Here is a 19,932-nt window from a genome sequence, read left to right as displayed (position 1 = left end):
TCAGTAGTAACTTGAAGTGCAAGTGCATCACCTCGCAAATCCGGGAACCCTCGGTGAATCCTTCTTGGAAACCGCCTAGGCCTGCTTCAACGCGATGGCCAGCTTGTCCGCAAGAAGTCCACGCTGCCACTGGCGGGCACCGAGATTTTCCAGCATGTCCGCTACGCTTGCCTCGCTGATGCGAGCCGGCGCATTCCAGCACAATTCACGCAGGTACTTCGGGGTCAAGAGATTCTCGCCGGGAATATTCCAGTGCTCGCTCACCTCATTGACGACCAGCTTGGCCGCGTCCAGCCGGTTCGCCGCGGCCGGGTTCTTTTCGGCCCATGAGCGGGGGTGCGGCAAGTCCGGCTTGGGGGCGCGCAGGTCGGGCAGGTCCCTGGTGCTATTGCCGCGCTTGATCGCGTCGACCCAGCGTGCGGCATCGCGTTTGGCATTGCGCGTGTGGAACCCGGGGATCTGCAAGAGCGCTGGAACGCTGGTGGCGCGCTGATCCACGGCGGCCATGATTGCGCGGTCGGGAATGAGCCGACCCGGGGCAACGTCGCGGCTCTGCGCCAGGGCTTCGCGGGAAAGCCACAGTTCGCGAGCTACCGCCAGGTTGCGTCGGCTCTTGAGCTTATGGATGCCGGACAATTTGCGCCACGGCACCTGTGCCGGGGAAGGGTCAGGCAGATTGCGTTCGTACTCGAATTCCTGGAAGGCGAAATCCAGCTTGCCCTGCTCTTCCAGCACCGCGGTGATGGCCTGGCGCAGCTCTTCGAGAACTTCCACATCCAGTGCGGCGTAGTTCAGCCATGATTCAGGCAACGGGCGGGTGGACCAGTCCACTGCCGAATGTTCTTTGGCCAACTGCAGCTCGAGCAATTCGCCCACCATGGTACCCAGCGAGACGCGGGGGAATCCCGCAAGACGGCCAGCCATCTCGGTATCGAACAGCGAGGTAGGGGACATGCCCAATTCGTGCAGGCACGGCAAATCCTGGGTGGCCGCATGCAGGATCCAGGGCTGCTCGTTGACGAACTCGCGCAGCGGGGACAGATCGTCCAGGGTTTCCGGGTCGATCAGCCAAGTACCCGCACCTTCTCGGCGAATCTGCAGCAAGAAGGCGCGCTGGCCGTAGCGGAACCCGCTGGCTCTTTCGGTATCCACGGCCAGATCGCCGGTGCCGGCTTCCAGTGCGCGCACTGCACGGCGCAAGGCAGGTGCGGTGTCGATGACTTCGGGGATCCCGTCGCGCGGCGCACTTAGTGGCGTCAGAACGGGTGCGGCGGCCTCGTTGGCAGTGGTGGATGATGCGGGAGCGGAAGAGTCAGAATTCGGCATGGTGCTTCCATTCTAGGACTATTCGGCTCCATCGCATTGATAATCGCTAGCTCAGGCGGCGATGAGGCAGCTGCTGCACGCCTTCGGGCAGGGGAGGCAGGCCGGCGAAAGTGCAAACCATATCGGCCCACGCGCTCAGATGCGCTCCCAGATGGTCAGAGTCCGGGGACCAGGAAGCACGCAGCTCAATATCGATATGGTCTTGTTCCCCGGCGAGATTGCCGAAGGATTCGGAAATTACCCGGGTCGCAGTACCGCCAGCGGAATGGTATGCGGCGTCGCGATCGCGCAGGGCTTCTTCGAGCCATGACCACGCGACGGAAGCCAGCATGGAATCCTGGCCCATTTCATGATCCAGGCGGGCCCGAATGTAGGTGACGATGCGGAATTGGCCATTCCACAGTTCTTGGCCTGCGGGGTCGAAGAGGAGGATGAAGCGTCCGGTGGCCAGCTGCTCGGCTGGTTGGAGGAACGGGGTGCGGCCAATCTCCTGGCCCTGGGGGCCGTGTCCGGGAGCAACCACATCCATCACGTCGCCGCTGAGTGCCAGCGCGAACGGCGCCAGCCTGCCAGGGGCCGGAATTTCGGTGAATTTCAGTTCCTTGCGCACCTTGGCATGCGACAACTCTTCAAGGGCCGTGGCAAAGGCCTTCGGAATGGCGGAAGCAGGGCGATCATTGGTCACAATTTGAGTCTAAGCGCGCCGTACCCGAGCATGGGTACGGCGCGCCGACCGCGGGTTCATGCTAAGCGGCGGCGTAGGCGCCGAGCAGCTCGTGCAGCTTGGCAATGAACGCTGCAACATCTTCCTCGGTGGTGTCGAACGAGCACATCCAGCGCACTTGGCTGGCCGCGCGATCCCAGTCGTAGAAGCGGAAGTGCTCGCGCAGCTGGTCGCTGACCTCGGTAGGCAGCTGGGCGAAGACGCCGTTGGCCTGAGTCGGGTAGACCAGCTGGACTCCGTCAATTTCCTCAACTGCCTGCGAGAGCTTGGCGGCCATGGCGTTGGAGTGGCTTGCCAATTCGCGCCACAGATCGGTGCCGTAAAGCTCGATCAGCTGTGCGGAGATGAAGCGCAGTTTCGAACCCAGCTGCATGTTCATCTTGCGCAGGTACTTCAGGTCCTGGGCCAGTTCGCTGCGCAGAGTCAGAATGCCCTCACCGAGCAGGATGCCGTTCTTGGTGCCGCCGAGGGAAACAATGTCCACGCCGACGTCAGTGGTCAGCGCGCGCAACGGCACGCCCAGGGAGGCCGCGGCGTTGGACAGGCGCGAGCCATCCAGATGCACTTTCATGCCCAGCTTGTGCGCGTGGTCGGTGATGGCCTTGATTTCCCCAGGGGTGTACAGGGTGCCCAGCTCGGTGGCCTGGGTGATCGACACGGCCAGCGGCTGCGCGCGGTGCTCGTCGCCCCAGCCCCATGCTTCCTGGTCGATCAGCTCTGGAGTCAGTTTGCCGTCGGGAGTGTCAACCTGCAGCAGCTTGAAGCCGCCGATGCGCTCCGGCGCACCGTTCTCATCCACGTTGATATGTGCAGAAGATGCGCAGATGACAGCGCCCCAGCGTGGAAGCAAGGACTGCAAGGCGATGACGTTGGCGCCGGTGCCGTTGAAAACCGGGAAGATCTGGGCTTCCGGGCCAAAGGCATTGCGGGCGACGTTGCCTAGTTCCTCGGTGTACTGGTCCTCACCGTAGGAGATCTGGTGGCCGCCGTTGGCGCGGGCAATCGCATCCATGATGCGCGGGTGCACGCCAGAATAATTATCCGAAGCGAATCCGCGAATCGAAGAGTCGTGGGTAAAAGTCATGCTGTGGAGGTCCTTAGTAGTTCAAGGGGTGAAGTCGAAAGCTATGCCAGTGCAGCGCCCAGAGGTGTGCACCGGCCAGTAATCAGGCCTTGGGCAATGCAACCCGGGTGCCGTTGAGCTCGCGGGCATCCTGGCCAAGCAAAGCCACTGCGGCCTGGGCAAGAAACTGCACCGGGGTCTGCCCGGAAGGCGTTTCTTCGGGAGACTTGTCGCTCAATGCCTTGACGACCCAACTCACCGCGGCGGCATTTTCTGCCTGCTTGGCGAACAGGCGGGCGATGGCATTGACCCAGTGTTCCGCTGCGGCCTTGACCGCACCGTAGTTGGCATTGGACGGGGTCGGATTCAGCACTGCCTCGGAACTGACTATCGCCAAGCGGCCTGCGGGGGAGGCGACCAGATCATCGACGAAGGCGCGGGAGGTGTTGCGCAGGGTGGTCAGCACGCTGCTGTGCAAGAAATCCCAGTCCTCGTCGGTTTGGCCGGTGATCGACTTACCGCCACGCCAGCCACCTACCAGGTGGATCAGCGCATCGATGCTGCCGTGCTCTTCATGAATCCGCAGCGCCAATTGCTTGACCGCTGCGAAGTCGCCCAGATCGCATTCATAGCGGGCATGAACGAACGGGAGGCGTTCGTCGAGGCGCTCTTGGTTGCTTCCCACTGCAAGCACACGCGCTCCGGCATCAACCAGCGCGGTGGCGCTGGCAATGCCGGAGGCGGAAGTAGCACCGGCAAGGAGCACTAGTCTGGATGTCTCGTTCAAGGAGATTCTTTCTTTGCTCACATTTTCTAGCCTAGAGGAAAGGCTAGATTTTCGTTGCCCCGGTCATGCCCTTGGTCGATTCGATGACGGTGGCCATTTTCTTATTCAGAGCTTCGTAGAACATCGACAGCGGGAATTCATCGTCCATGACCTGGTCGGTGATTTCACGTAGTGGTGCGGTCAGCGGCAGGGCATCCGGACCCTTGGCCCAGACCGACGCGGGGTTCGGGGTGACGGTGGCCGAAACCAGTTCGTAGGCAGCAAGCCAGTGAGCCAGCTTCGGACGGTCGATGGACTTCCAATACAGTTCGTCGATCGCATCCCCCAAGGCTGCAACCACCTCGGGTACTTGATCCCAATCGATGCTCAACTTGGTGTCGGTCCAGTGCAGTACATGGTGCTGGTGCATCCATGCGAACAGCAACTGGCCACCGAGACCGTCGTAGTTGCGTACGCGCGAGCCGGTGATGGCGAAGCGGAAGATGCGGTCGAAGATCACCGCGTATTGCACCAGCTTGGCCATCTTGGCGCTCTTCTGATCCGAAGCCGGGTTGGCGGCGATCTTCATGCATTCGCGGAACGCGGTCAAATCGCAACGCAGTTCTTCGAGCGAGTAAAGGAAGAACGGCATGCGCTGCTTGATCATGAACGGGTCGAATGGCAGATCGCCACGCATGTGGGTGCGGTCGTGAATCAGGTCCCACATGATGAAGGTTTCTTCGGTCAGGTGCTGGTCCTTGAGCAGCTCTGCGGCGTCATCGGGCAGTTCGAGGTTGGTGATGCGTGTAGCTTCCTGCAGGACCTTGCGGAAGCGTACAGCCTCACGATCCTGGAAGATCGCGCCCCAAGTGAATGACGGAGTCTGCCGAATGGCGACCGACTCCGGGAAGAGCACCGCGGAATTGGTGTTGTAGCCTTCGGTGAAGTCGATGAAGCGCAGCGGCACGAACAGGGCGTTGGCGTAGTCCTTGCTCTCCAGGTCGGCAATGAACTCAGGCCACATGACCTGCACCAGCACGGCTTCGAGGTGGCGGTTGGTTGAACCGTTCTGGGTGTACATCGGGAAAAGCACCAGATGCAGCAGGCCGTCAATGCGCTGGGCCTGGGGCTGGAACTGCATCAGCGAATCGAGGAAGTCGGGAACGCCGAAGCCTGCATCTGCCCACTGGCGCAGGTCCGTGACCAGCTGTTCGAGGTACTCTGCGTCGTGCTCGAAGTGCACGCGCAAGGACTGCACCGACTCGATGATGGAATCAACGAGCTTGGCAGCCTGTGGTGCAGATGCGCTGTCGGCCAAGGAACCGTCCTGTGCCTGGAGGCCCTGGAACTCGGTGGCGGCAGACTTCAGCGTCAGCCAAGCTTCCGAGTTTGCGATCTGCAGTACTTCTGCGTCGGTGGCCGGTACTGGCTTGGAGGAAATCTGAGTCATTTCATACACCTTCTTTTCATGTTTGGGGCAGCGCTCAAGTGCTTACCTTGAACGCTACGCTCAAACAACAGAAAAGGTGATGCTAAGTCGTCAGTGAATAAGCAACTCTTGCTCTAAATGTGATCCAGGCCTTGCCACCGACAAAGGCATTAGCCCTGAGCAGGACGCAGGGTCAAGCTCAAAGAGTTCATGCAGTAACGCAGATCGGTTGGGGTTTGGAAACCTTCACCCTCGAAAACGTGGCCCATATGCGAATCGCAATTGGCGCAACGCACCTCAACACGCTTCATGCCCATGGACTCGTCGCTGATATAGCGCACCCGATCTTCGGCCAACGGCGCGAAGAAGGAAGGCCAGCCGCAACCGGCATCGAACTTCGTAGTGCTGGCGAACAGTTCCGAACCGCAGGCTCGGCAGGAGTACACGCCCTCGGTAGTGGTATCCCAGTATTCGCCGGTAAATGGACGCTCGGTCCCTGCTTGGCGCAATACGCGGAATTCCTCGGAAGAGAGGATCTGCTGCCACTGCACATCGCTGCGCGCGGTTGCTTCGTCTGCTGGCTGTGCTGATTGGTTTACCGATTCATCATTCATGCAATGTAAAACGCTTGAGCAGGCTAGATGATTCCCGGGCCAGGTCATGGAAAGATGAAAACATGGCTCGGAACATCGTAGATACCATGCAACCCCGCAGCGCAGTGCCTGCAACCCTGATTGGGGTTGGGCTGGGACTGGGCGCTGGTTCCCTGGTGGCCGCCAGCGTATCAGCGCTCGCCGGTTACTTCGCCCGACGTGTAGTGACCCCGGAAGAACGCCGCACCGGCAACAGCATCATCCGGGAGGTCGTCACCGATGCCGAGGGCAAACTCTGGTTGCATTTCAACAAGGACGCCGATACCAGCGAACCTGGTCCGTGCAGCTTCCTCACCGAATTCGACTCCTGCGCGCTGCGGCTTTCCGCGCCGGAAGCCGTTCCGGGCAAATCCCGCCTGGTTGCGCGCAAAATCGAGAAGATCTATCACGGCACCCTCCAGGGAGTACGCCGCGGCAACCTATCCGGGGCAATTTACGAGCACCCCGCGGACCTGGGCTTTGACGCAGAAGACGTAGTCGTGCCCCTGGATGGCGGCGACGGTCCAGCCTGGCTGGTGCGTGGCTCCACGAACGAAGATGTCTGGGTGATTGGCGTGCACGGCCGAGGCGCCCGACGTAATGAGACCATTCGGGCGCTGCCTGCCTTGAGCGAACTCGGGGTTACGACCTTGCTGATGAGCTACCGCAATGACGGTTTGGCTCCGAGCGCCCCGGATGGCCGCTACGGTCTGGGCGATACCGAATGGCATGACGTGGAATCGGGTATCCAATTCGCACTGGACCGCGGAGCGAAGCAGATCATCTTGCTGGGCTGGTCCATGGGAGGTGCCATCAGCCTGCAGGCCGCCGATCGGAGCAAGCTGGCCCACCATATTGACTCGCTCATGCTGGTCGGCCCGGTAATCAATTGGGTAGATGTGCTTTCGCACCAGGCCCGGGCCAATAAGATCCCGCAATCGGTGGGCCTGTTTGGCCAGTGGCTGCTGTCCAATAAGGCAGGGCGCTGGGTCACCGGCCAAGCGGCCCCGGTCAATCTGCGCCGGTTGAATTGGGTGGACCGCGCGGACGAATTGAAATTCCCGACGCTGATAATGCACAGCCGTGATGACGAGTTCGTCCCTAATGGCCCGAGCTTGAAACTGGCGGCGCTGCGCCCGGATTTGGTCACGCTCAAGACCTTTGCCAAGGCAGGGCACACGCGTGAGCCGAATGTGGATCCACAGGGTTTTGCCCGGGCGATCACCGACTTCTTGAGCAAGCGCATGTCGCTGCTTCAAGTCCAGTAGTCCAAGGCGGCAAAGGGCCCTGCCCGCGAGAACGATCAACAGATCTCGATCCCGCAGGCAGGGCCCTTTTTTGGCCAATCGCTGTCTAGCCGGAGGCGATCGGCGCCCAAATGGCTCCGGTCGCCTTCGCGGCATCTCGCGGAGCGATCTCCAGGCTGAAACCGCGGCGCCCGCCAGAAATGAATACCGTCTCGAACTGCTGCGCACTGGAGTCAATGACGGTAGCGGTTTTCTGGCGCTGCCCGAACGGGGAAATCCCGCCCAGGACATAGCCGCTGCGTCGCTGGGCGGCAGCCTTGTCAGCCATCTGCGCCTTCTTCTTGCCCAACGCGGTGCCAATCGCCTTCAGATCCAGCTTCGCATTCACTGGCACCACTGCGACGGCCAGATCCTGGGTGGCGTTGGCTCCGGTGGAGACCATCAGGGTCTTGAAGACCCGGTCGCCACTGGCACCCAATTGCTCGGCTGCTTCGGCGCCGTAGCTTTCGGCCAAGTCGCTATGCGCATAGCTGTGCGCTACATAGCTGATACCTGCCGCATCCAGTGCGGCGGTCGCCGGGGTGGAGGCGGCCTGTTTCTTCTTGCCCACGTGCTTGGGGATCCTTAACTACTGCTTATTGGCTTCTAGCTGCGTTCGAGGCAAAACCTACGCAGGCAGCTGCTCTGAGATCTGGCGCTTAATGCGGCCGAGCATGGCGGTCATGCCGCGCATGCGCAACGGCGACAGCGCACGGGTCAGACCCAGCTGCTGGGGCATGTCATCGGGAACGGCGAGAATCGCTGCGGCCTCCGCGCCGTCCAGGCCGGCAGCCAGCACCGAGGCGAAGCCGCGGGTGGTTGGAGCCTCCGGGGGAGCGGAGAAGAACAGTCCCACCGGGTTATTCGCTTCGGCCGAGACCTCGACGGCCAAGAACAGCGGCGACTGGCATTCGACAACCTGCTCGAATAGTTCAGGATGATCAGCCAGGCGTGCTGGAAGCTCGGGCAGCTCGCGCGAGTACTCCAGCAGCAGTTCCAGGCGGTCGGCCTCGGGCACCTCGGTGAACTCCTCGACGATTTCGTTCAGTGCATCGGGGAGCTGGCTCATGCGCGGGCTCCGCGCTGTGCAGGCATCTCGCCGGCGGCTTCGCCGCGAACGATGGGCACGCCGACCGCGTTGCCCCATTCGGTCCATGAACCGTCGTAGTTGCGCACGGTTTCGAAGCCCAGCAGGTGCTTGAGCACGAACCAGGTGTGGCTCGAACGTTCACCGATGCGGCAGTAGGCCACCACATCGTCGCCCGGCTTCAGGCCGGCGCCGTCGAGGTAGATGGCTTCCAATTCTCCGCGCGAGCGGAAGGTGCCGTCCTCGGCCGCAGCCTTGGCCCATGGCACCGATGCGGCGGTTGGGATGTGCCCGCCGCGCAGAGCGCCTTCTTCCGGATAATTCGGCATGTGGGTACGTTCGCCGGTGTATTCCTCGGCCGAACGCACGTCGATCAGCGGGTTGCCCAGGTGCTTCAGGACCTCCGGAAGGAAAGCGCGGATCTCGGAGTCGACGCGCTCGATCACAGGGTATTCGGTGGCGGTCACGGCCGGCTTCTCGGTGCTCAGCTCGCGGCCTTCAGCGATCCACTTGTCGCGGCCGCCGTCCATCAGGCGTACATCTTCGTGGCCGAAAAGTGTGAAGACCCACAGCGCGTAGGCGGCCCACCAGTTGGACTTGTCGCCGTAGATGACCACGGTCGACTCGCGGGTGATGCCCTTGGCGGCCATCAGCTGTGCGAAGCCTTCGCCGTCAACGTAGTCGCGCGTGACTTCGTCGTTCAGCTCCGTGTGCCAGTCAATCTTCAGTGCGCCTGGCACGTGGCCAGTGGAATACAGCAAGATGTCCTCATCCGATTCCAGTACTACGAGATTCTCGGCTCCGAGGTTGTCTGCCACCCACTGGGTGGAAACCAGTCGTTCTGGGTGAGCGTAGGCTGCATATTTCTCGTTGGACTCGACGGGCAACGACATTCCTAATCACGATCCTTGCGGGTGTCAGTTTTTGCCACGCTGGAAACAGCGGGCACGGGCATTACTTCTAGCCTAGTCCTCATCCATTGCGAACCCAGTGTGCTCTACGACATTTTCGGCAATGATTCGCCGCGTTCAAGGTAAACTGGCCGATGGGAAAGCCACGGCTTCCCGACCATTTCCTGAGCAATCAACTGAAGGACTCCCACAGCCAATGGCGACGATCACCCACCTGAGCGAGACCAAGCCGAATCTTTCAATCGAAGAACTGCTGGCCGGATTCCACCCGTCCTACCGCTTTGGTGAAGTGTCCTTCAATACCTATCGCCCGGATCCTAACCAGCCTTCGCAGACCGAAGCCGTCAATAAGCTCAAGGCTTTCGCAGAAACCGTGGGCAAGAACAACTCCGGTTCGTTCTTCTCCAAGCTTTTCGGCAAGAAGAAGGAAACCAAGAACGGCATCTACCTCGATGGCGGCTTCGGCGTAGGCAAGACCCACCTGCTCGCCTCCCTGTGGCATGCAGCCCCGGGCCGCAAGGCCTTCGGCACCTTCGTTGAGTACACCAACCTGGTTGGCGCGCTGTCTTTCCGCCAGACCGTTGAAGTGCTCAGCCAATACTCGCTGGTCTGCATCGACGAGTTCGAACTGGATGATCCGGGGGACACCGTGCTGATGTCCCGGTTGATGCGCGAGCTGTCCGATGCTGGCGTGAAGCTGGCGGCAACCTCCAACACCCTGCCTGGTGCGCTGGGCGAGGGGCGCTTCGCGGCAGTGGATTTCCAGCGTGAAATCAAGACCCTGTCAGAGCAGTTCGACGTGCACCGCGTCGAAGGCGAAGACTTCCGCCACCGTGGCCTGCCCGATGCCCCCGAGCCCTTGGACGATGCGAGCATCAAGGCATTCGCCCTGGATCGCTACCCGGACAAGACCTTGGCCGATGACAACTTCGAGGATCTGGTGGCTCACCTTTCGAAGGTTCACCCGTCGCGTTACCGCCAGTTGCTTTCCGAGACTGATGTGCTGGTTCTGCACAACGTGGATACCATCACCGATCAGGCCATCGCCCTGCGTTTCGTGGTTCTTGCGGACCGCCTGTACGACAAGGACGTGCCAATCGTTGCCTCAGGCAAGCCATTCAGCGAACTGTTCACCCCGGAAATGATGTCCGGCGGCTACCAGAAAAAGTACTTCCGTGCCGTCTCGCGCCTGACCGCTTTGGCTCGTGAAGGCCAAGTTGGAGAACCAGCCCTCTAAGCCGGAAACACCTGTCCCGCCACTTCATCGTCGAGCCCTGCGCTCGACGATGAAGTGCGTTAAGAGCCCTGCCACCAAGGCCCAGAAGGCACCACCGATCCCGAAGAGCGTGAGATTACCGGCAGCGACCAGGACCGTGGTCAATGCGCTCAACCGCCAGGAGGAATCGGCCATCGCTCCGAGCAGCGCATTGGCGAGTGTTGCCAGCAAGGCCAAGCCCGCCGCCGCCTGGAACAGCCCCTCGGGCGAGGCGCTGGCCACCGATACGATCAGCGCGCTCAAGGCACCGAAGACCAAGTAGAAGACGCCTGAACTCGCCGCCGCCCGCCAGCGCAGCCGGGGGTCCGGGCCGGCCTGCTCTCCGGCAGCCAGCGCCGCGGTGATTGCCGCCAGATTGATGGCATGCCCGCCGAAGAACGCGCCGCTAGCCGACCCCACTCCGGTCGCCAGCATGGTGGGGCGCCACGGCGCTGTGTACCCGAAGGAGCTGAGCACGGCCACGCCCGGAATATTCTGCGATGCCATCGTCACCACGAACAACGGAACGCTGATGCTGGCAATGGCCTGCCAGGAGAATTCAGGACTGACCCATTGCAGCTGCGGAAGAACTTCGAGCGAATCCCACGTCGCGGTGCGGCCAATATGCCATAGGCCGAAACCCACCGCCGCCAGCATGCTCAGCGCTACAGCGAATTTCGGAAGGATCCTGAGCCCGATGAAGAACACCAGGAGGATACCCAACGCGGGCAACGGGATGCTGGCCACGGCTGTAAATGGTTTCAGGCACAGCGGAATCAAGACACCGGCGAGCATGCCTTGGGCAATTGGGACCGGAATACGAGTGAGCAGCCGGTGCAAGGACGGTACCAGACCGGTCAACATGATCAGCGCGCCGCTGACGATGAATGCCCCCACTGCCTGATTGAACCCGAACACTCCGGGAGCCAGTGAGGCGAGCATCGCTGCACCGGGAGTGGACCATGCAATGCTGATCGGCTGGCGGTATCGCAGCGAAAGCGCAATGGTGCTCAGGCCTACGCAGAGGGACAGGACGAATAAGCCTGAGGCCGCCTGTTCGCTCGAAGCTCCGACCTGGAATAATCCGGCCAGTACGACAGCGAAGGATGCTACAAACCCCACCATGGTGGTGATCAATCCCGCAAGCACGGAATGGAAAAGGCCAGCTTCACCTGGGGGCGTGTGACGAGTCATACTCTTTTTCTACAGGGTGGCGCCGGTTGGCCGAAAATCGGCATGAATTAATTCCCCTGATATGACGTTAAAGCAGGGAAGGCACCGACCTCGGTCGGTACCTTCCCAGGATGCTCGGGCAAGCCGAGGGGAGTGCGTCGAGGAATTAGGCCTCGTTATTCTCGCCTTCGCCTCCGCCAAGGCCATTGAGGTAGTCGCCAGCGCCCTGCTGGACACCGTCTACCTGCTCGGCGAACTTGCCGCCGGTCTTGTCATCGACAAAATCACCAGCCTGTTCGATACCCTGGGATACCTGCTCCGGGTTCTCCTTGGCGAATTCCTCTGCCTTGCCACGCAGATCATCAAATCCTGCCATGCTGCACCTCCATTCGTCTGTGGGAACCCCTGTAGCTCCACAACTACCACCCACCCTAAAGGCTCAGGCCAACGCATGGAAGTGCATTAGGGACATTTCCCCAGTTGCCTAGGTGTTTTGCTGGTGGCTGTCAGATTGCACACAGGTTAGCTATTTACTAGTCAGGGAAGTGGTGGCCGCCTGGAACGATGGTTAAAGCAAAGATGGGAATCACGAAAAGTGATTCCCATCTTTATTTGGAGCGGTCAACGAGGTTCGAACTCGCGACCTCAACCTTGGCAAGGTTGCGCTCTACCAGCTGAGCTATGACCGCAAAACTATATTCAATTATTTGGAGCGGTCAACGAGGTTCGAACTCGCGACCTCAACCTTGGCAAGGTTGCGCTCTACCAGCTGAGCTATGACCGCATATATTTAATTAGTAGATCCATGGTCTGGAGAACCATGATTCCGTGCGCGATACTGGGATCGAACCAGTGACCTCTTCCGTGTCAGGGAAGCGCGCTACCGCTGCGCCAATCGCGCCGAAGATTCGCAAGGAATCTCGACAGAATTCAAAATTGCCTTATGAATTCACAGAGCGGTCAACGAGGTTCGAACTCGCGACCTCAACCTTGGCAAGGTTGCGCTCTACCAGCTGAGCTATGACCGCATATATTTAGTTATTAGATCCATGGTCTGGTGAACCATGATTCCGTGCGCGATACTGGGATCGAACCAGTGACCTCTTCCGTGTCAGGGAAGCGCGCTACCGCTGCGCCAATCGCGCAAAAAAGATCAAGCAATCTTCATTGCGAGGTGGGGACGGGATTCGAACCCGCGTATACGGCTTTGCAGGCCGCTGCCTCGCCTCTCGGCCACCCCACCATACTGACCGAAGTCAGAGTGACTAGTTTTACCTAGTCGGTGAATCTTTTTGCGAGCGGACAACGAGGTTCGAACTCGCGACCTCAACCTTGGCAAGGTTGCGCTCTACCAGCTGAGCTATGTCCGCAAAATGTGTTGTTTTCTGAACGTTTCCGTTCGCTCCAACGAGTAAAAACTCTATACGAGTTTTCGCATCCCCACAAATCGAAACGCTGAGATCTGGTTCACATGGCCTAAAAACCGCGGAACTACGCGGAAAATTGATTTTTCCGTCTCGACTAGGAGCGAAGCAATCCGAGTGCATGCCATGATCGTGTGCATGACGTCACCAAAACTGGCTATTCAAACAGACCTGGGCCGCATGTACAGCCGAAAAGTCGGCGGGGAAGCGATTGTCCCATCCATCACCACAGTCATCGGCATGGACAAGCTCGACCTCTCCGGCTGGGCCGGGTACATGGCGGCCAAGTCGCTTTCCGATGATCATCGGCTGGTGCAAGCGGTGGGGGACCCGCGCCAATTGCGCTCACTCGTGCGAGATGCAGCCGGTGCGGCCGAAGCTTATCGGGATTCCGCGGCCATGCGCGGGGACCGGGTGCATAACTACGCGGAGCAGCGCGCCCTGCAAGCGCTGGATCTGGAACATGACCTGGGCGCAGCTCAAGCCGCGCTCGAAGCGAATAAGGAGTTGGGCTTCGCACGCCACTTTGACCAATGGTGGGAAGACTACAACGTCCAGCCCATTGCCGCCGAGGTGACGGTTTGGAATCACAGCGTCGGCTACGCCGGCACCATCGACCTGGTCGCCAAGATTGGCGGTCGAACCTGTCTCGTTGACTACAAGACCAAAAACACCGACCGCGACGGCTTCGTCAAGCGTCCTGACGACAAGGTGATCATGCAGCTCGCGGCCGCATGCAAAGCCGAAGAGCAAGTAGTCGATGCCGAACAAGGCACGTGGAAAGGGTGGGAGCACGGGACCGATGCCATGCTGCTCGCCGTAGCCCTGGGCGAGACCGGGGCACGCACCTTCATGGCCCCACCTCCAGCTTTGCCCGACTACTGGTCCAAGTTCTATGCCTTGCGCCGGAATTGGGAAGCCTCATTCAGGATCGCGCAGTCGCGTGCCTCACTGGCCGAAATCACGCCGCCAGCTCAATAAAGTCGCACGCCCACCGCGTAGACTGGAACGGTTAGCTTTCGGCATTGCGAAACCTAATACCAATGTCCACGGCAGGGAAGGTACCAGCGGATTATGGCGATTTTGGGAATTCGGATCATCGGAGACCCCGTTCTACGCACCCCAGCGCAGGAGGTGACCGACTTTGGCCCGGAGCTCCAGAAGCTCGTCGAAGACATGGATCAGACGATGGAAAACGTCACCGGTGCAGGACTTGCCGCACCGCAGGTCGGTGTTTCCCTGCGTGTCTTCACCTACCAAATTGGCGAAAAACGCGGACATATCGTGAATCCGGTGCTGGAGCTCAGCGAGGATTACCAGGAAGACCAGGTGGAGGGCTGCCTGTCCATCCCGGGCATTGCAGCACCAGTTCGGCGCCGGCGCTATGTCAGGGCCACCGGCTTCGATAAGTTCGGCAACCCGGTAGAACTCGAAGGCGCCGACATGCTCGCCCGCTGCTTCCAGCACGAAACCGATCACCTGGACGGCATCTTGTTCCTGGACCGGCTGGCACCAGAAGAAAAGAAAGCGGCGTGGCGCACCTTGCGGGCCAACAACTACTCGCAGACCGCTAACGCCACCGTAAAGAAACGTTCCGGAGCCCTGGGCTCCAGCTTTGGCGCAGGATTGGGGTTCTAACTCATGCGTATTTTATTCGCCGGCACACCACAGGTCGCCGTCACTTCCCTGGATTACCTGCACGAGGCCGGTTTTGAAATTGCCGCAGTGCTCACCCGTCCCGATGCCCCGTTGGGACGCAAACGCGTGCTGACCCCATCGCCGGTTGCCGCTCGCGCCGCAGAGCTTGGCCTGCCGATCATCAAGGCTGCCAAGATCACCGAAGAAACTACCGCCGAACTTGCGGCCTTGGATCTTGAAGCCGCGGCCATCGTCGCCTATGGAGGGCTAGTGCCGGAGGCGGCATTGGCAGTTCCAACCTATGGCTGGATCAACCTGCACTTCTCCTTGCTACCGCACTGGCGGGGTGCCGCTCCGGTGCAGCATTCCATTATCAACGGCGATGACATCACCGGTGCAGTCACCTTCCAGCTGGAAACCGGACTGGACACAGGTCCGGTATTCGGACAGGTCACCGAGAGAATTGGTGAACTGGACACCGCAGGCATCATGCTCGAACGGCTCAGCCGGTCCGGCTCGAACCTGCTGGTGCAGACCTTGCAAGCTCTGGATTCCGGGCAGGCCATTGCCATTCCGCAGTCCGGATCGCACACCTACGCACCGAAGATTACCGACGTGGATGCGGAGCTGGACTTCACCCGGACCGCCACGGAAATCCGTCGGCGCGCCCACGGAACCACCCCGTCCCCGGGCGCCTGGGTCAAGGCCGAAGACAAGCGCTTCAAATTCGGTCCACTGCGTGAGCACCGCGAGATCACCGACCTTGCGCCAGGCGAAGTGCGCATCGAGCCAGGCAAGCAGCCGAAGGTATACATCGGCACCGCCACCTGGGCCCTGCAGCCCACCGAAATCCAGCCTCCGGGCAAGAAAATGATGAACGCCAGCGACTGGGCACGTGGAGTGCTCACCCAGGGAACGAAAGTGAGCTTCGCATGAGCGGACAGGAACCACGCGGCGGATACCGCGACAATGATCGCCGCAATGAGCAGGGCCGTACCCGCAACCGCGGCCAGGCCGGCCCGCGCAAGTATTCGGCATCCGCACCCGGCCAGCGAAAGCGCGCGGCCGACCCGGCACGCCTGGTAGCTTTCAAGACCCTGCGTGAGGTATCCGGCGCGGATGCCTATGCCAACCTGGTGCTGCCGAAGATGATCCGCGAATACCAGCTTGACCGCCGCGACGCGGGCTTCGCCACCGAACTGGCCTACGGGGCACTGCGCGGCCAGGGGTTCTACGACGCGATCCTGACCACCCTGGTTGACCGTCCGCTGGCCGAGCTGGATCCGGCCATCCTCGATGCGCTGCGCCTGGGCGCCCACCAGCTGCTGGCCATGCGTGTGCCCAAGCATGCCGCCCTGGATGAAACCGTGTCGCTGGCTCGTGCGCAGATCGGTGCCGGTCCGTCCGGCCTGATCAACGCCGTACTGCGGCGCGTTTCGGCCAAGGAAGCCGACGAATGGACCGAACTGCTGGGCAATGCTGCCGCTTCGGAGTCCGAGCGGCTGGCCATCGAGCACTCGCACCCGGATTGGATTGTCCGGGCCTTGCGTGGCGCGCTGATTTCCCATGGCCGCGACGCCAGCGAACTCGAAGCCCTGCTGGAAGCGGATAACCTGGCGCCGCTGGTGAACCTGGTGTCCCTGCCGGGGTTGGGCGATCTGTCCGGCGCCCTGGAATCCGGGGCGGAACCGGGCACCTTGCTGGCTGATTCGGCCACCTACAAGCACGGCGACGTCTCGCGTGTGCCAGGGGTCAAGGAAGGCACCGTGCGTGTCCAGGATGCCGGCAGCCAGGTCTTGGCCCGCGCCCTGGCTACTATCGAATTGCCCGAAGCCGGCGAGGACCGCTACTGGCTGGATCTTTGCGCAGGTCCAGGCGGAAAGGCGGCGCTGCTCGCAGCGATCGCCGTGCAGCGCGACGCCCGCCTGACTGCCAACGAGCCAACACCGCACCGCGCTCGCCTGGTCGAGAACTCGTTGGCTGCGGTGCCGCATGACTACTGGATGGTCACCGGTGACGACGGGCGCAGCTTCGGCGGTCTGGACTATGCAGGGGACTACGACCGCATCATGGTCGATGCCCCTTGCTCCGGCTTGGGCGCATTGCGCCGCCGCCCGGAATCGCGTTGGCGCAAAGCCCCGCGCGACATTCCGGAACTGACCAAGTTGCAAGGCGAGCTGCTCGCTGCAGCCTTCAACGCGGTCCGCGTCGGCGGCGTCATCGGCTTCGTCACCTGTTCGCCGCATCAGGCCGAAACCCGCCTGGTTGTGGAAGACTTCTTGAAGCACCACGAAAACGCGGCACTGCTGGATACCAGCGCCGCGGTTTCCTCGGTGATGTATCAGGACGCGCCATCGGCAGGCCATGCACTGGGCGATGGGAGCACCGTGCAGCTGTGGCCGCACGTGCACGGCACCGACGCCATGTTCATGGCAATCCTGACCAAAAAAGCCTAGCCAAGCCCGAGTATTCCAAGGAGCATCCATGCGTAATGCGCGGATCAACCCGTCGATCCTGTCCGCCGATTTTGCGAACCTCGCTAGCGAGCTGGACCGCATCCACACTGCCGACGCGGTCCACGTGGATGTCATGGACAACCATTTCGTTCCCAATCTGACCTTGGGCTTGCCCGTGGTTGATGCGCTGAACAAGGTCAGCAAGCTGCCGATCGATGTGCACCTGATGATTGAGAACGCGGATCGCTGGGCCCCGGAATACGCGCAGCTCGGCGTGGATTCGGTGACTTTCCATGCCGAGGCTTCGGCAGCTCCTGTCCGCTTGGCTCGTGAATTGCGTTCCGCCGGGTCCAGGGCCGCCATGGCCTTGCGCCCGGCCACGCCGATCGAACCCTACCTGGACATGCTCGGCGAGCTGGACATGGTTCTGCTGATGACCGTGGAACCAGGTTTCGGCGGCCAGAAGTTCCTGGATCTGGTCCTTCCCAAGATCGAGCGTGCCCGGGCTGCCATTGACGGCAGCGGCAAGCCGATTGCGCTGCAGGTTGACGGCGGCATTTCGCGCGACACGATCCTGCGCGCCGCCGAAGCCGGTGCGGATGTCTTCGTCGCCGGTTCCGCGGTGTACTCGGCCCAGGATCCATCGGTGGAAATCGATGTATTACGCAATCTTGCGCTGGGCGGTCACTAGCGGCGCACAAAGTGTGTCAGAATAAACTCAGTAAACACGAATACGTGCTCCGGGGTCGGTGAAAGTCCGAACCGGCGGTGATAGTCCGCGACCCGCAACCAAAGCCACAAGCTGAGGGAACGGTTGAACTGGTGAAATTCCGGTACCGACAGTTAAAGTCTGGATGGGAGAAGCACGAATTTGATATGCCTACTGGTACTGCCGATAGCCCGCACCGGGTCTATCTCCTAAAGCAGAGCCACAGGCCCATCAAATGCACACCCCCGGAGCCGCCGCTTCGAGAAGGGTGGAATGATGGATTTCCTGCGGTGGCTCATTGAAGCTTTCAACTCACAAATTGCGATCGGCTCGTCGGCACTTTTGGTGCGCGAAGTCGTAGGCAATATCTTCGGCCTGGCCAGCGCCGTGGGCGGCATGCGCCGGAAAGTCTGGGCCTGGCCTATCGGAATCGTCGGCAACCTGTTGCTGCTGACGGTGTTCCTGGGCAGCATTTTCGATACCGGATACACTGCCAACCTCTGGGGCCAAGCCGGCCGGCAGATCATGTTCATCGCCGTCTCGGTCTTCGGCTGGTACCGCTGGAAGCAGGCCAAGAACGGCACCGGTAGCGCCGTCACCCCTGAATGGGCTTCCAACAAGGCTCGCCTGGGCCTGATCGCCGTGCTGATCCTCGGCACTCTCGCAGTGACACCGATCTTCCGCCTCCTCGGCTCCTATGAACCTGTCTGGGCTGATGCATGGACCTTCGTTGGCTCGATGCTCGCCACGTACGGCATGGCCAAGGGCTGGGTCGAATTCTGGCTGATCTGGGTCGCCGTCGACGCCGTAGGCGTGCCGCTGCTGTTCTCCGCCGGCTACTACGCCAGCGCGTTCATGTACCTGTTCTACGGGGCATTCACCCTGGTCGGCTTCTTCGTCTGGGCCAAGTCCAAGCGCGACGCGAAACCCCAGATTGAAACCGAAATGCTCGATCCAACCATCTCGCGCCAACGCTGAAAGGGGAGCAGCACCATGATTACGACCCAGCAGCTCGACGCCGCATTGCGCACCGCGCTGGAAACCGCCGGACGCGGCCACCGCGGGGCCAACCCGCTGGTCGGCGCCTGCGTCCTGGATGCCGAGGGAAATATCATCGCCACCGGTTTTCATATCGGGGCGGGGCATCCGCACGCCGAGGTCGACGCACTGCGGCGCCTGGGCAAGATGCCTCCTGCCAAGGCCCGCGAACTAACGATGGTAGTGACCCTCGAACCGTGCAACCACACCGGTCGCACAGGTCCCTGTGCCCGAGCCATCGTGGAAGCCGGCATCGGGCAGGTGTACTACGCAGTCTCGGATAACACCGCCGCCAGCGGAGGTGCCGACTACCTGCGCAGCCACGGAACCCAAGCCACCCAGCTGGAGGATTTCTCCGCGGCGAAGCAGCTGAACCACCGCTGGTTCATCGCCAAGGCTGAAGGTCGACCGTTCATCACGGTGAAAATTGCCCAGTCGCTCGACGGCCGGATCAACGCACCGGATGGCACGAGCCAATGGATCACCTCCGAGGCCTCGCGCAACCACGCGCACACCCTGCGCTCCCGCGTGGATGGCATCCTGGTCGGTACGAACACGGCGATCATCGACAACCCGCGGCTGACCGCCCGCACTCCCGAGGGGCAGCTGCACGAGCGCCAGCCCTTCCGCCTGGTCATGGGTGAACGCGATTTGCCAGCAGATCTGGCACTCGCCCAGGGAAGCGATTGGTCGCAGATCCGCAGCCACGACGTGCAAGAGGCCATCGCCCGGGCTAACGAGTTGGGCCTGGCCCATCTGCTGATTGAAGGTGGCGCCACGGTCGCCTCGGCCTTCATCGCAGCAGATCTGGCCGACGAAATCTACTGCTACCAAGCACCAGTGCTGATCGGCGCAGGCAGCTCATCGGTCAACATGCCAAGCACCACCACACTCAGTGACGCGCAGCGTTTCCGGCTGGATTCGGCCAGCAACGAATCGTTGACCCGGCTGGGCGATGATATTGCCCTGCATCTAGAACCGTTGCCCCACGCCTAAGCGCCAGCAACCCCAAACT

The 19,932-nt window shown here is 61.2% G+C and carries 20 protein-coding genes, 7 tRNA genes and 1 riboswitch; of the genes, 9 read left to right on the top strand and 18 right to left on the bottom strand.

What is annotated here, in order from left to right; all coding sequences use genetic code 11:
- Window positions 1-75: 75 nt before the first annotated feature.
- From ACIP6G_RS01075 to msrB, 6 genes are all read right to left on the bottom strand, one after another.
- Window positions 76-1,326 carry an HRDC domain-containing protein gene (locus ACIP6G_RS01075; protein ID WP_332486048.1) on the bottom strand — a complete coding sequence of 417 codons (1,251 nt, stop codon included), beginning with the start codon at window positions 1,324-1,326 and terminating at the stop codon, window positions 76-78.
- 46 nt (window positions 1,327-1,372) lie between these two features.
- Window positions 1,373-2,011, bottom strand: a complete 639-nt coding sequence (locus ACIP6G_RS01070; RefSeq protein WP_400288204.1) for a DUF3000 domain-containing protein — start codon at window positions 2,009-2,011, stop codon at window positions 1,373-1,375.
- A gap of 61 nt (window positions 2,012-2,072) precedes the next feature.
- Window positions 2,073-3,134: a threonine aldolase family protein gene (locus ACIP6G_RS01065; RefSeq protein WP_400288202.1), complete on the bottom strand. Its 1,062-nt coding sequence runs from the start codon at window positions 3,132-3,134 to the stop codon at window positions 2,073-2,075.
- 82 nt (window positions 3,135-3,216) lie between these two features.
- Complete coding sequence (locus ACIP6G_RS01060) at window positions 3,217-3,921, bottom strand: SDR family oxidoreductase (RefSeq protein WP_400288201.1); 705 nt, start codon at window positions 3,919-3,921, stop codon at window positions 3,217-3,219.
- A 22-nt stretch (window positions 3,922-3,943) separates the two neighbouring features.
- Entirely contained in the window at window positions 3,944-5,329 is a 1,386-nt protein-coding gene (locus ACIP6G_RS01055; protein ID WP_332486054.1) for a DUF6421 family protein, read from the bottom strand.
- A gap of 149 nt (window positions 5,330-5,478) precedes the next feature.
- Window positions 5,479-5,922 carry a peptide-methionine (R)-S-oxide reductase MsrB gene (msrB, locus tag ACIP6G_RS01050; protein WP_105656732.1) on the bottom strand — a complete coding sequence of 148 codons (444 nt, stop codon included), beginning with the start codon at window positions 5,920-5,922 and terminating at the stop codon, window positions 5,479-5,481.
- Window positions 5,923-5,984: 62 nt separating this feature from the next.
- Between msrB and ACIP6G_RS01045 the strand changes: the two genes are divergently transcribed.
- The gene (locus ACIP6G_RS01045; RefSeq protein ID WP_332594949.1) at window positions 5,985-7,208 is read left to right on the top strand and encodes an alpha/beta fold hydrolase; all 1,224 of its coding nucleotides are present in this window, start codon (window positions 5,985-5,987) and stop codon (window positions 7,206-7,208) included.
- Between the two features lie 85 nt (window positions 7,209-7,293).
- Here ACIP6G_RS01045 and ybaK read toward each other — a convergent pair whose 3' ends face one another.
- The 3 genes from ybaK to ACIP6G_RS01030 are packed head-to-tail and all read right to left on the bottom strand — an operon-like array spanning window position 7,294 to window position 9,206.
- Window positions 7,294-7,797, bottom strand: coding sequence for a Cys-tRNA(Pro) deacylase (gene ybaK, locus ACIP6G_RS01040; RefSeq protein ID WP_400288198.1), 504 nt, complete (start codon window positions 7,795-7,797; stop codon window positions 7,294-7,296).
- 57 nt (window positions 7,798-7,854) lie between these two features.
- Entirely contained in the window at window positions 7,855-8,295 is a 441-nt protein-coding gene (locus tag ACIP6G_RS01035; protein ID WP_105656729.1) for a SufE family protein, read from the bottom strand.
- Entirely contained in the window at window positions 8,292-9,206 is a 915-nt protein-coding gene (locus tag ACIP6G_RS01030) for a sulfurtransferase (RefSeq protein ID WP_332594951.1), read from the bottom strand. Before ACIP6G_RS01030 ends, ACIP6G_RS01035 begins: the two co-directional genes overlap by 4 nt.
- 214 nt (window positions 9,207-9,420) lie before the next feature.
- Here ACIP6G_RS01030 and zapE point away from each other — a divergent pair, with 214 nt between their 5' ends.
- Entirely contained in the window at window positions 9,421-10,461 is a 1,041-nt protein-coding gene (zapE, locus tag ACIP6G_RS01025) for a cell division protein ZapE (protein ID WP_400288195.1), read from the top strand.
- Window positions 10,462-10,485: 24 nt separating this feature from the next.
- On the opposite strand, the gene ACIP6G_RS01020 is transcribed toward zapE, so the two are convergent.
- From ACIP6G_RS01020 to ACIP6G_RS00980, 9 genes are all read right to left on the bottom strand, one after another.
- Complete coding sequence (locus ACIP6G_RS01020) at window positions 10,486-11,673, bottom strand: benzoate/H(+) symporter BenE family transporter (protein ID WP_400288193.1); 1,188 nt, start codon at window positions 11,671-11,673, stop codon at window positions 10,486-10,488.
- A gap of 145 nt (window positions 11,674-11,818) precedes the next feature.
- A complete protein-coding gene (locus ACIP6G_RS01015) occupies window positions 11,819-12,028 on the bottom strand; it encodes an antitoxin (RefSeq protein ID WP_133834248.1) in 210 nt (69 codons plus the stop codon).
- 237 nt (window positions 12,029-12,265) lie between these two features.
- Window positions 12,266-12,341 (bottom strand) — tRNA-Gly (locus ACIP6G_RS01010).
- Between the two features lie 19 nt (window positions 12,342-12,360).
- Window positions 12,361-12,436: transfer RNA gene (locus ACIP6G_RS01005), tRNA-Gly, on the bottom strand.
- A gap of 45 nt (window positions 12,437-12,481) precedes the next feature.
- Window positions 12,482-12,553, bottom strand: a tRNA-Val gene (locus ACIP6G_RS01000).
- 54 nt (window positions 12,554-12,607) lie between these two features.
- A tRNA-Gly gene (locus ACIP6G_RS00995) sits at window positions 12,608-12,680 on the bottom strand.
- Window positions 12,681-12,725: 45 nt separating this feature from the next.
- Window positions 12,726-12,797 (bottom strand) — tRNA-Val (locus tag ACIP6G_RS00990).
- A 27-nt stretch (window positions 12,798-12,824) separates the two neighbouring features.
- A tRNA-Cys gene (locus ACIP6G_RS00985) sits at window positions 12,825-12,895 on the bottom strand.
- A 54-nt stretch (window positions 12,896-12,949) separates the two neighbouring features.
- Window positions 12,950-13,022: transfer RNA gene (locus tag ACIP6G_RS00980), tRNA-Gly, on the bottom strand.
- Window positions 13,023-13,214: 192 nt separating this feature from the next.
- Here ACIP6G_RS00980 and ACIP6G_RS00975 point away from each other — a divergent pair.
- The 7 genes from ACIP6G_RS00975 (at window position 13,215) to ribD (ending at window position 19,913) form a co-directional block, all read left to right on the top strand.
- Window positions 13,215-14,057 (top strand): PD-(D/E)XK nuclease family protein, encoded by an 843-nt coding sequence (locus ACIP6G_RS00975; RefSeq protein WP_286172228.1) that lies wholly within the window; start codon window positions 13,215-13,217, stop codon window positions 14,055-14,057.
- Between the two features lie 93 nt (window positions 14,058-14,150).
- Entirely contained in the window at window positions 14,151-14,714 is a 564-nt protein-coding gene (def, locus tag ACIP6G_RS00970) for a peptide deformylase (RefSeq protein WP_133834247.1), read from the top strand.
- A 3-nt stretch (window positions 14,715-14,717) separates the two neighbouring features.
- Window positions 14,718-15,650: a methionyl-tRNA formyltransferase gene (fmt, locus tag ACIP6G_RS00965; RefSeq protein ID WP_133834246.1), complete on the top strand. Its 933-nt coding sequence runs from the start codon at window positions 14,718-14,720 to the stop codon at window positions 15,648-15,650.
- On the top strand, window positions 15,647-17,170 hold the full coding sequence (locus tag ACIP6G_RS00960; protein ID WP_400288191.1) for an RsmB/NOP family class I SAM-dependent RNA methyltransferase: 1,524 nt from the start codon (window positions 15,647-15,649) through the stop codon (window positions 17,168-17,170). The genes fmt and ACIP6G_RS00960 overlap by 4 nt, the downstream gene beginning before the upstream one ends.
- Before the next feature lie 28 nt (window positions 17,171-17,198).
- Window positions 17,199-17,861, top strand: a complete 663-nt coding sequence (gene rpe / locus ACIP6G_RS00955; protein WP_400288189.1) for a ribulose-phosphate 3-epimerase — start codon at window positions 17,199-17,201, stop codon at window positions 17,859-17,861.
- 41 nt (window positions 17,862-17,902) lie between these two features.
- Window positions 17,903-18,040, top strand: a riboswitch (FMN riboswitch).
- Window positions 18,041-18,155: 115 nt separating this feature from the next.
- Window positions 18,156-18,857: a nicotinamide riboside transporter PnuC gene (gene pnuC, locus ACIP6G_RS00950; protein WP_105661574.1), complete on the top strand. Its 702-nt coding sequence runs from the start codon at window positions 18,156-18,158 to the stop codon at window positions 18,855-18,857.
- A 15-nt stretch (window positions 18,858-18,872) separates the two neighbouring features.
- Window positions 18,873-19,913, top strand: coding sequence for a bifunctional diaminohydroxyphosphoribosylaminopyrimidine deaminase/5-amino-6-(5-phosphoribosylamino)uracil reductase RibD (gene ribD / locus ACIP6G_RS00945; protein ID WP_400288187.1), 1,041 nt, complete (start codon window positions 18,873-18,875; stop codon window positions 19,911-19,913).
- The last annotated feature ends 19 nt before the right edge of the window (window positions 19,914-19,932 follow it).

It is taken from the genome of Glutamicibacter sp. NPDC088483 (assembly GCF_044753145.1).
Classification (GTDB): domain Bacteria; phylum Actinomycetota; class Actinomycetes; order Actinomycetales; family Micrococcaceae; genus Glutamicibacter.
This window is presented reverse-complemented; position numbering and strand designations above follow the sequence as displayed.

Coding starts and splice junctions, on each gene's coding strand:
- ACIP6G_RS01075 (WP_332486048.1), bottom strand. CDS start 1,326: ATGCCGAATTCTGACTCTTCCGCTCCCGCATCATCCACCACTGCCAAC.
- ACIP6G_RS01065 (WP_400288202.1), bottom strand. CDS start 3,134: ATGACTTTTACCCACGACTCTTCGATTCGCGGATTCGCTTCGGATAAT.
- ACIP6G_RS01055 (WP_332486054.1), bottom strand. CDS start 5,329: ATGACTCAGATTTCCTCCAAGCCAGTACCGGCCACCGACGCAGAAGTA.
- msrB (WP_105656732.1), bottom strand. CDS start 5,922: ATGAATGATGAATCGGTAAACCAATCAGCACAGCCAGCAGACGAAGCA.
- ACIP6G_RS01045 (WP_332594949.1), top strand. CDS start 5,985: ATGGCTCGGAACATCGTAGATACCATGCAACCCCGCAGCGCAGTGCCT.
- ACIP6G_RS01035 (WP_105656729.1), bottom strand. CDS start 8,295: ATGAGCCAGCTCCCCGATGCACTGAACGAAATCGTCGAGGAGTTCACC.
- ACIP6G_RS01030 (WP_332594951.1), bottom strand. CDS start 9,206: ATGTCGTTGCCCGTCGAGTCCAACGAGAAATATGCAGCCTACGCTCAC.
- zapE (WP_400288195.1), top strand. CDS start 9,421: ATGGCGACGATCACCCACCTGAGCGAGACCAAGCCGAATCTTTCAATC.
- ACIP6G_RS01020 (WP_400288193.1), bottom strand. CDS start 11,673: ATGACTCGTCACACGCCCCCAGGTGAAGCTGGCCTTTTCCATTCCGTG.
- ACIP6G_RS01015 (WP_133834248.1), bottom strand. CDS start 12,028: ATGGCAGGATTTGATGATCTGCGTGGCAAGGCAGAGGAATTCGCCAAG.
- ACIP6G_RS00975 (WP_286172228.1), top strand. CDS start 13,215: ATGACGTCACCAAAACTGGCTATTCAAACAGACCTGGGCCGCATGTAC.
- def (WP_133834247.1), top strand. CDS start 14,151: ATGGCGATTTTGGGAATTCGGATCATCGGAGACCCCGTTCTACGCACC.
- fmt (WP_133834246.1), top strand. CDS start 14,718: ATGCGTATTTTATTCGCCGGCACACCACAGGTCGCCGTCACTTCCCTG.
- ACIP6G_RS00960 (WP_400288191.1), top strand. CDS start 15,647: ATGAGCGGACAGGAACCACGCGGCGGATACCGCGACAATGATCGCCGC.
- rpe (WP_400288189.1), top strand. CDS start 17,199: ATGCGTAATGCGCGGATCAACCCGTCGATCCTGTCCGCCGATTTTGCG.
- pnuC (WP_105661574.1), top strand. CDS start 18,156: ATGGATTTCCTGCGGTGGCTCATTGAAGCTTTCAACTCACAAATTGCG.
- ribD (WP_400288187.1), top strand. CDS start 18,873: ATGATTACGACCCAGCAGCTCGACGCCGCATTGCGCACCGCGCTGGAA.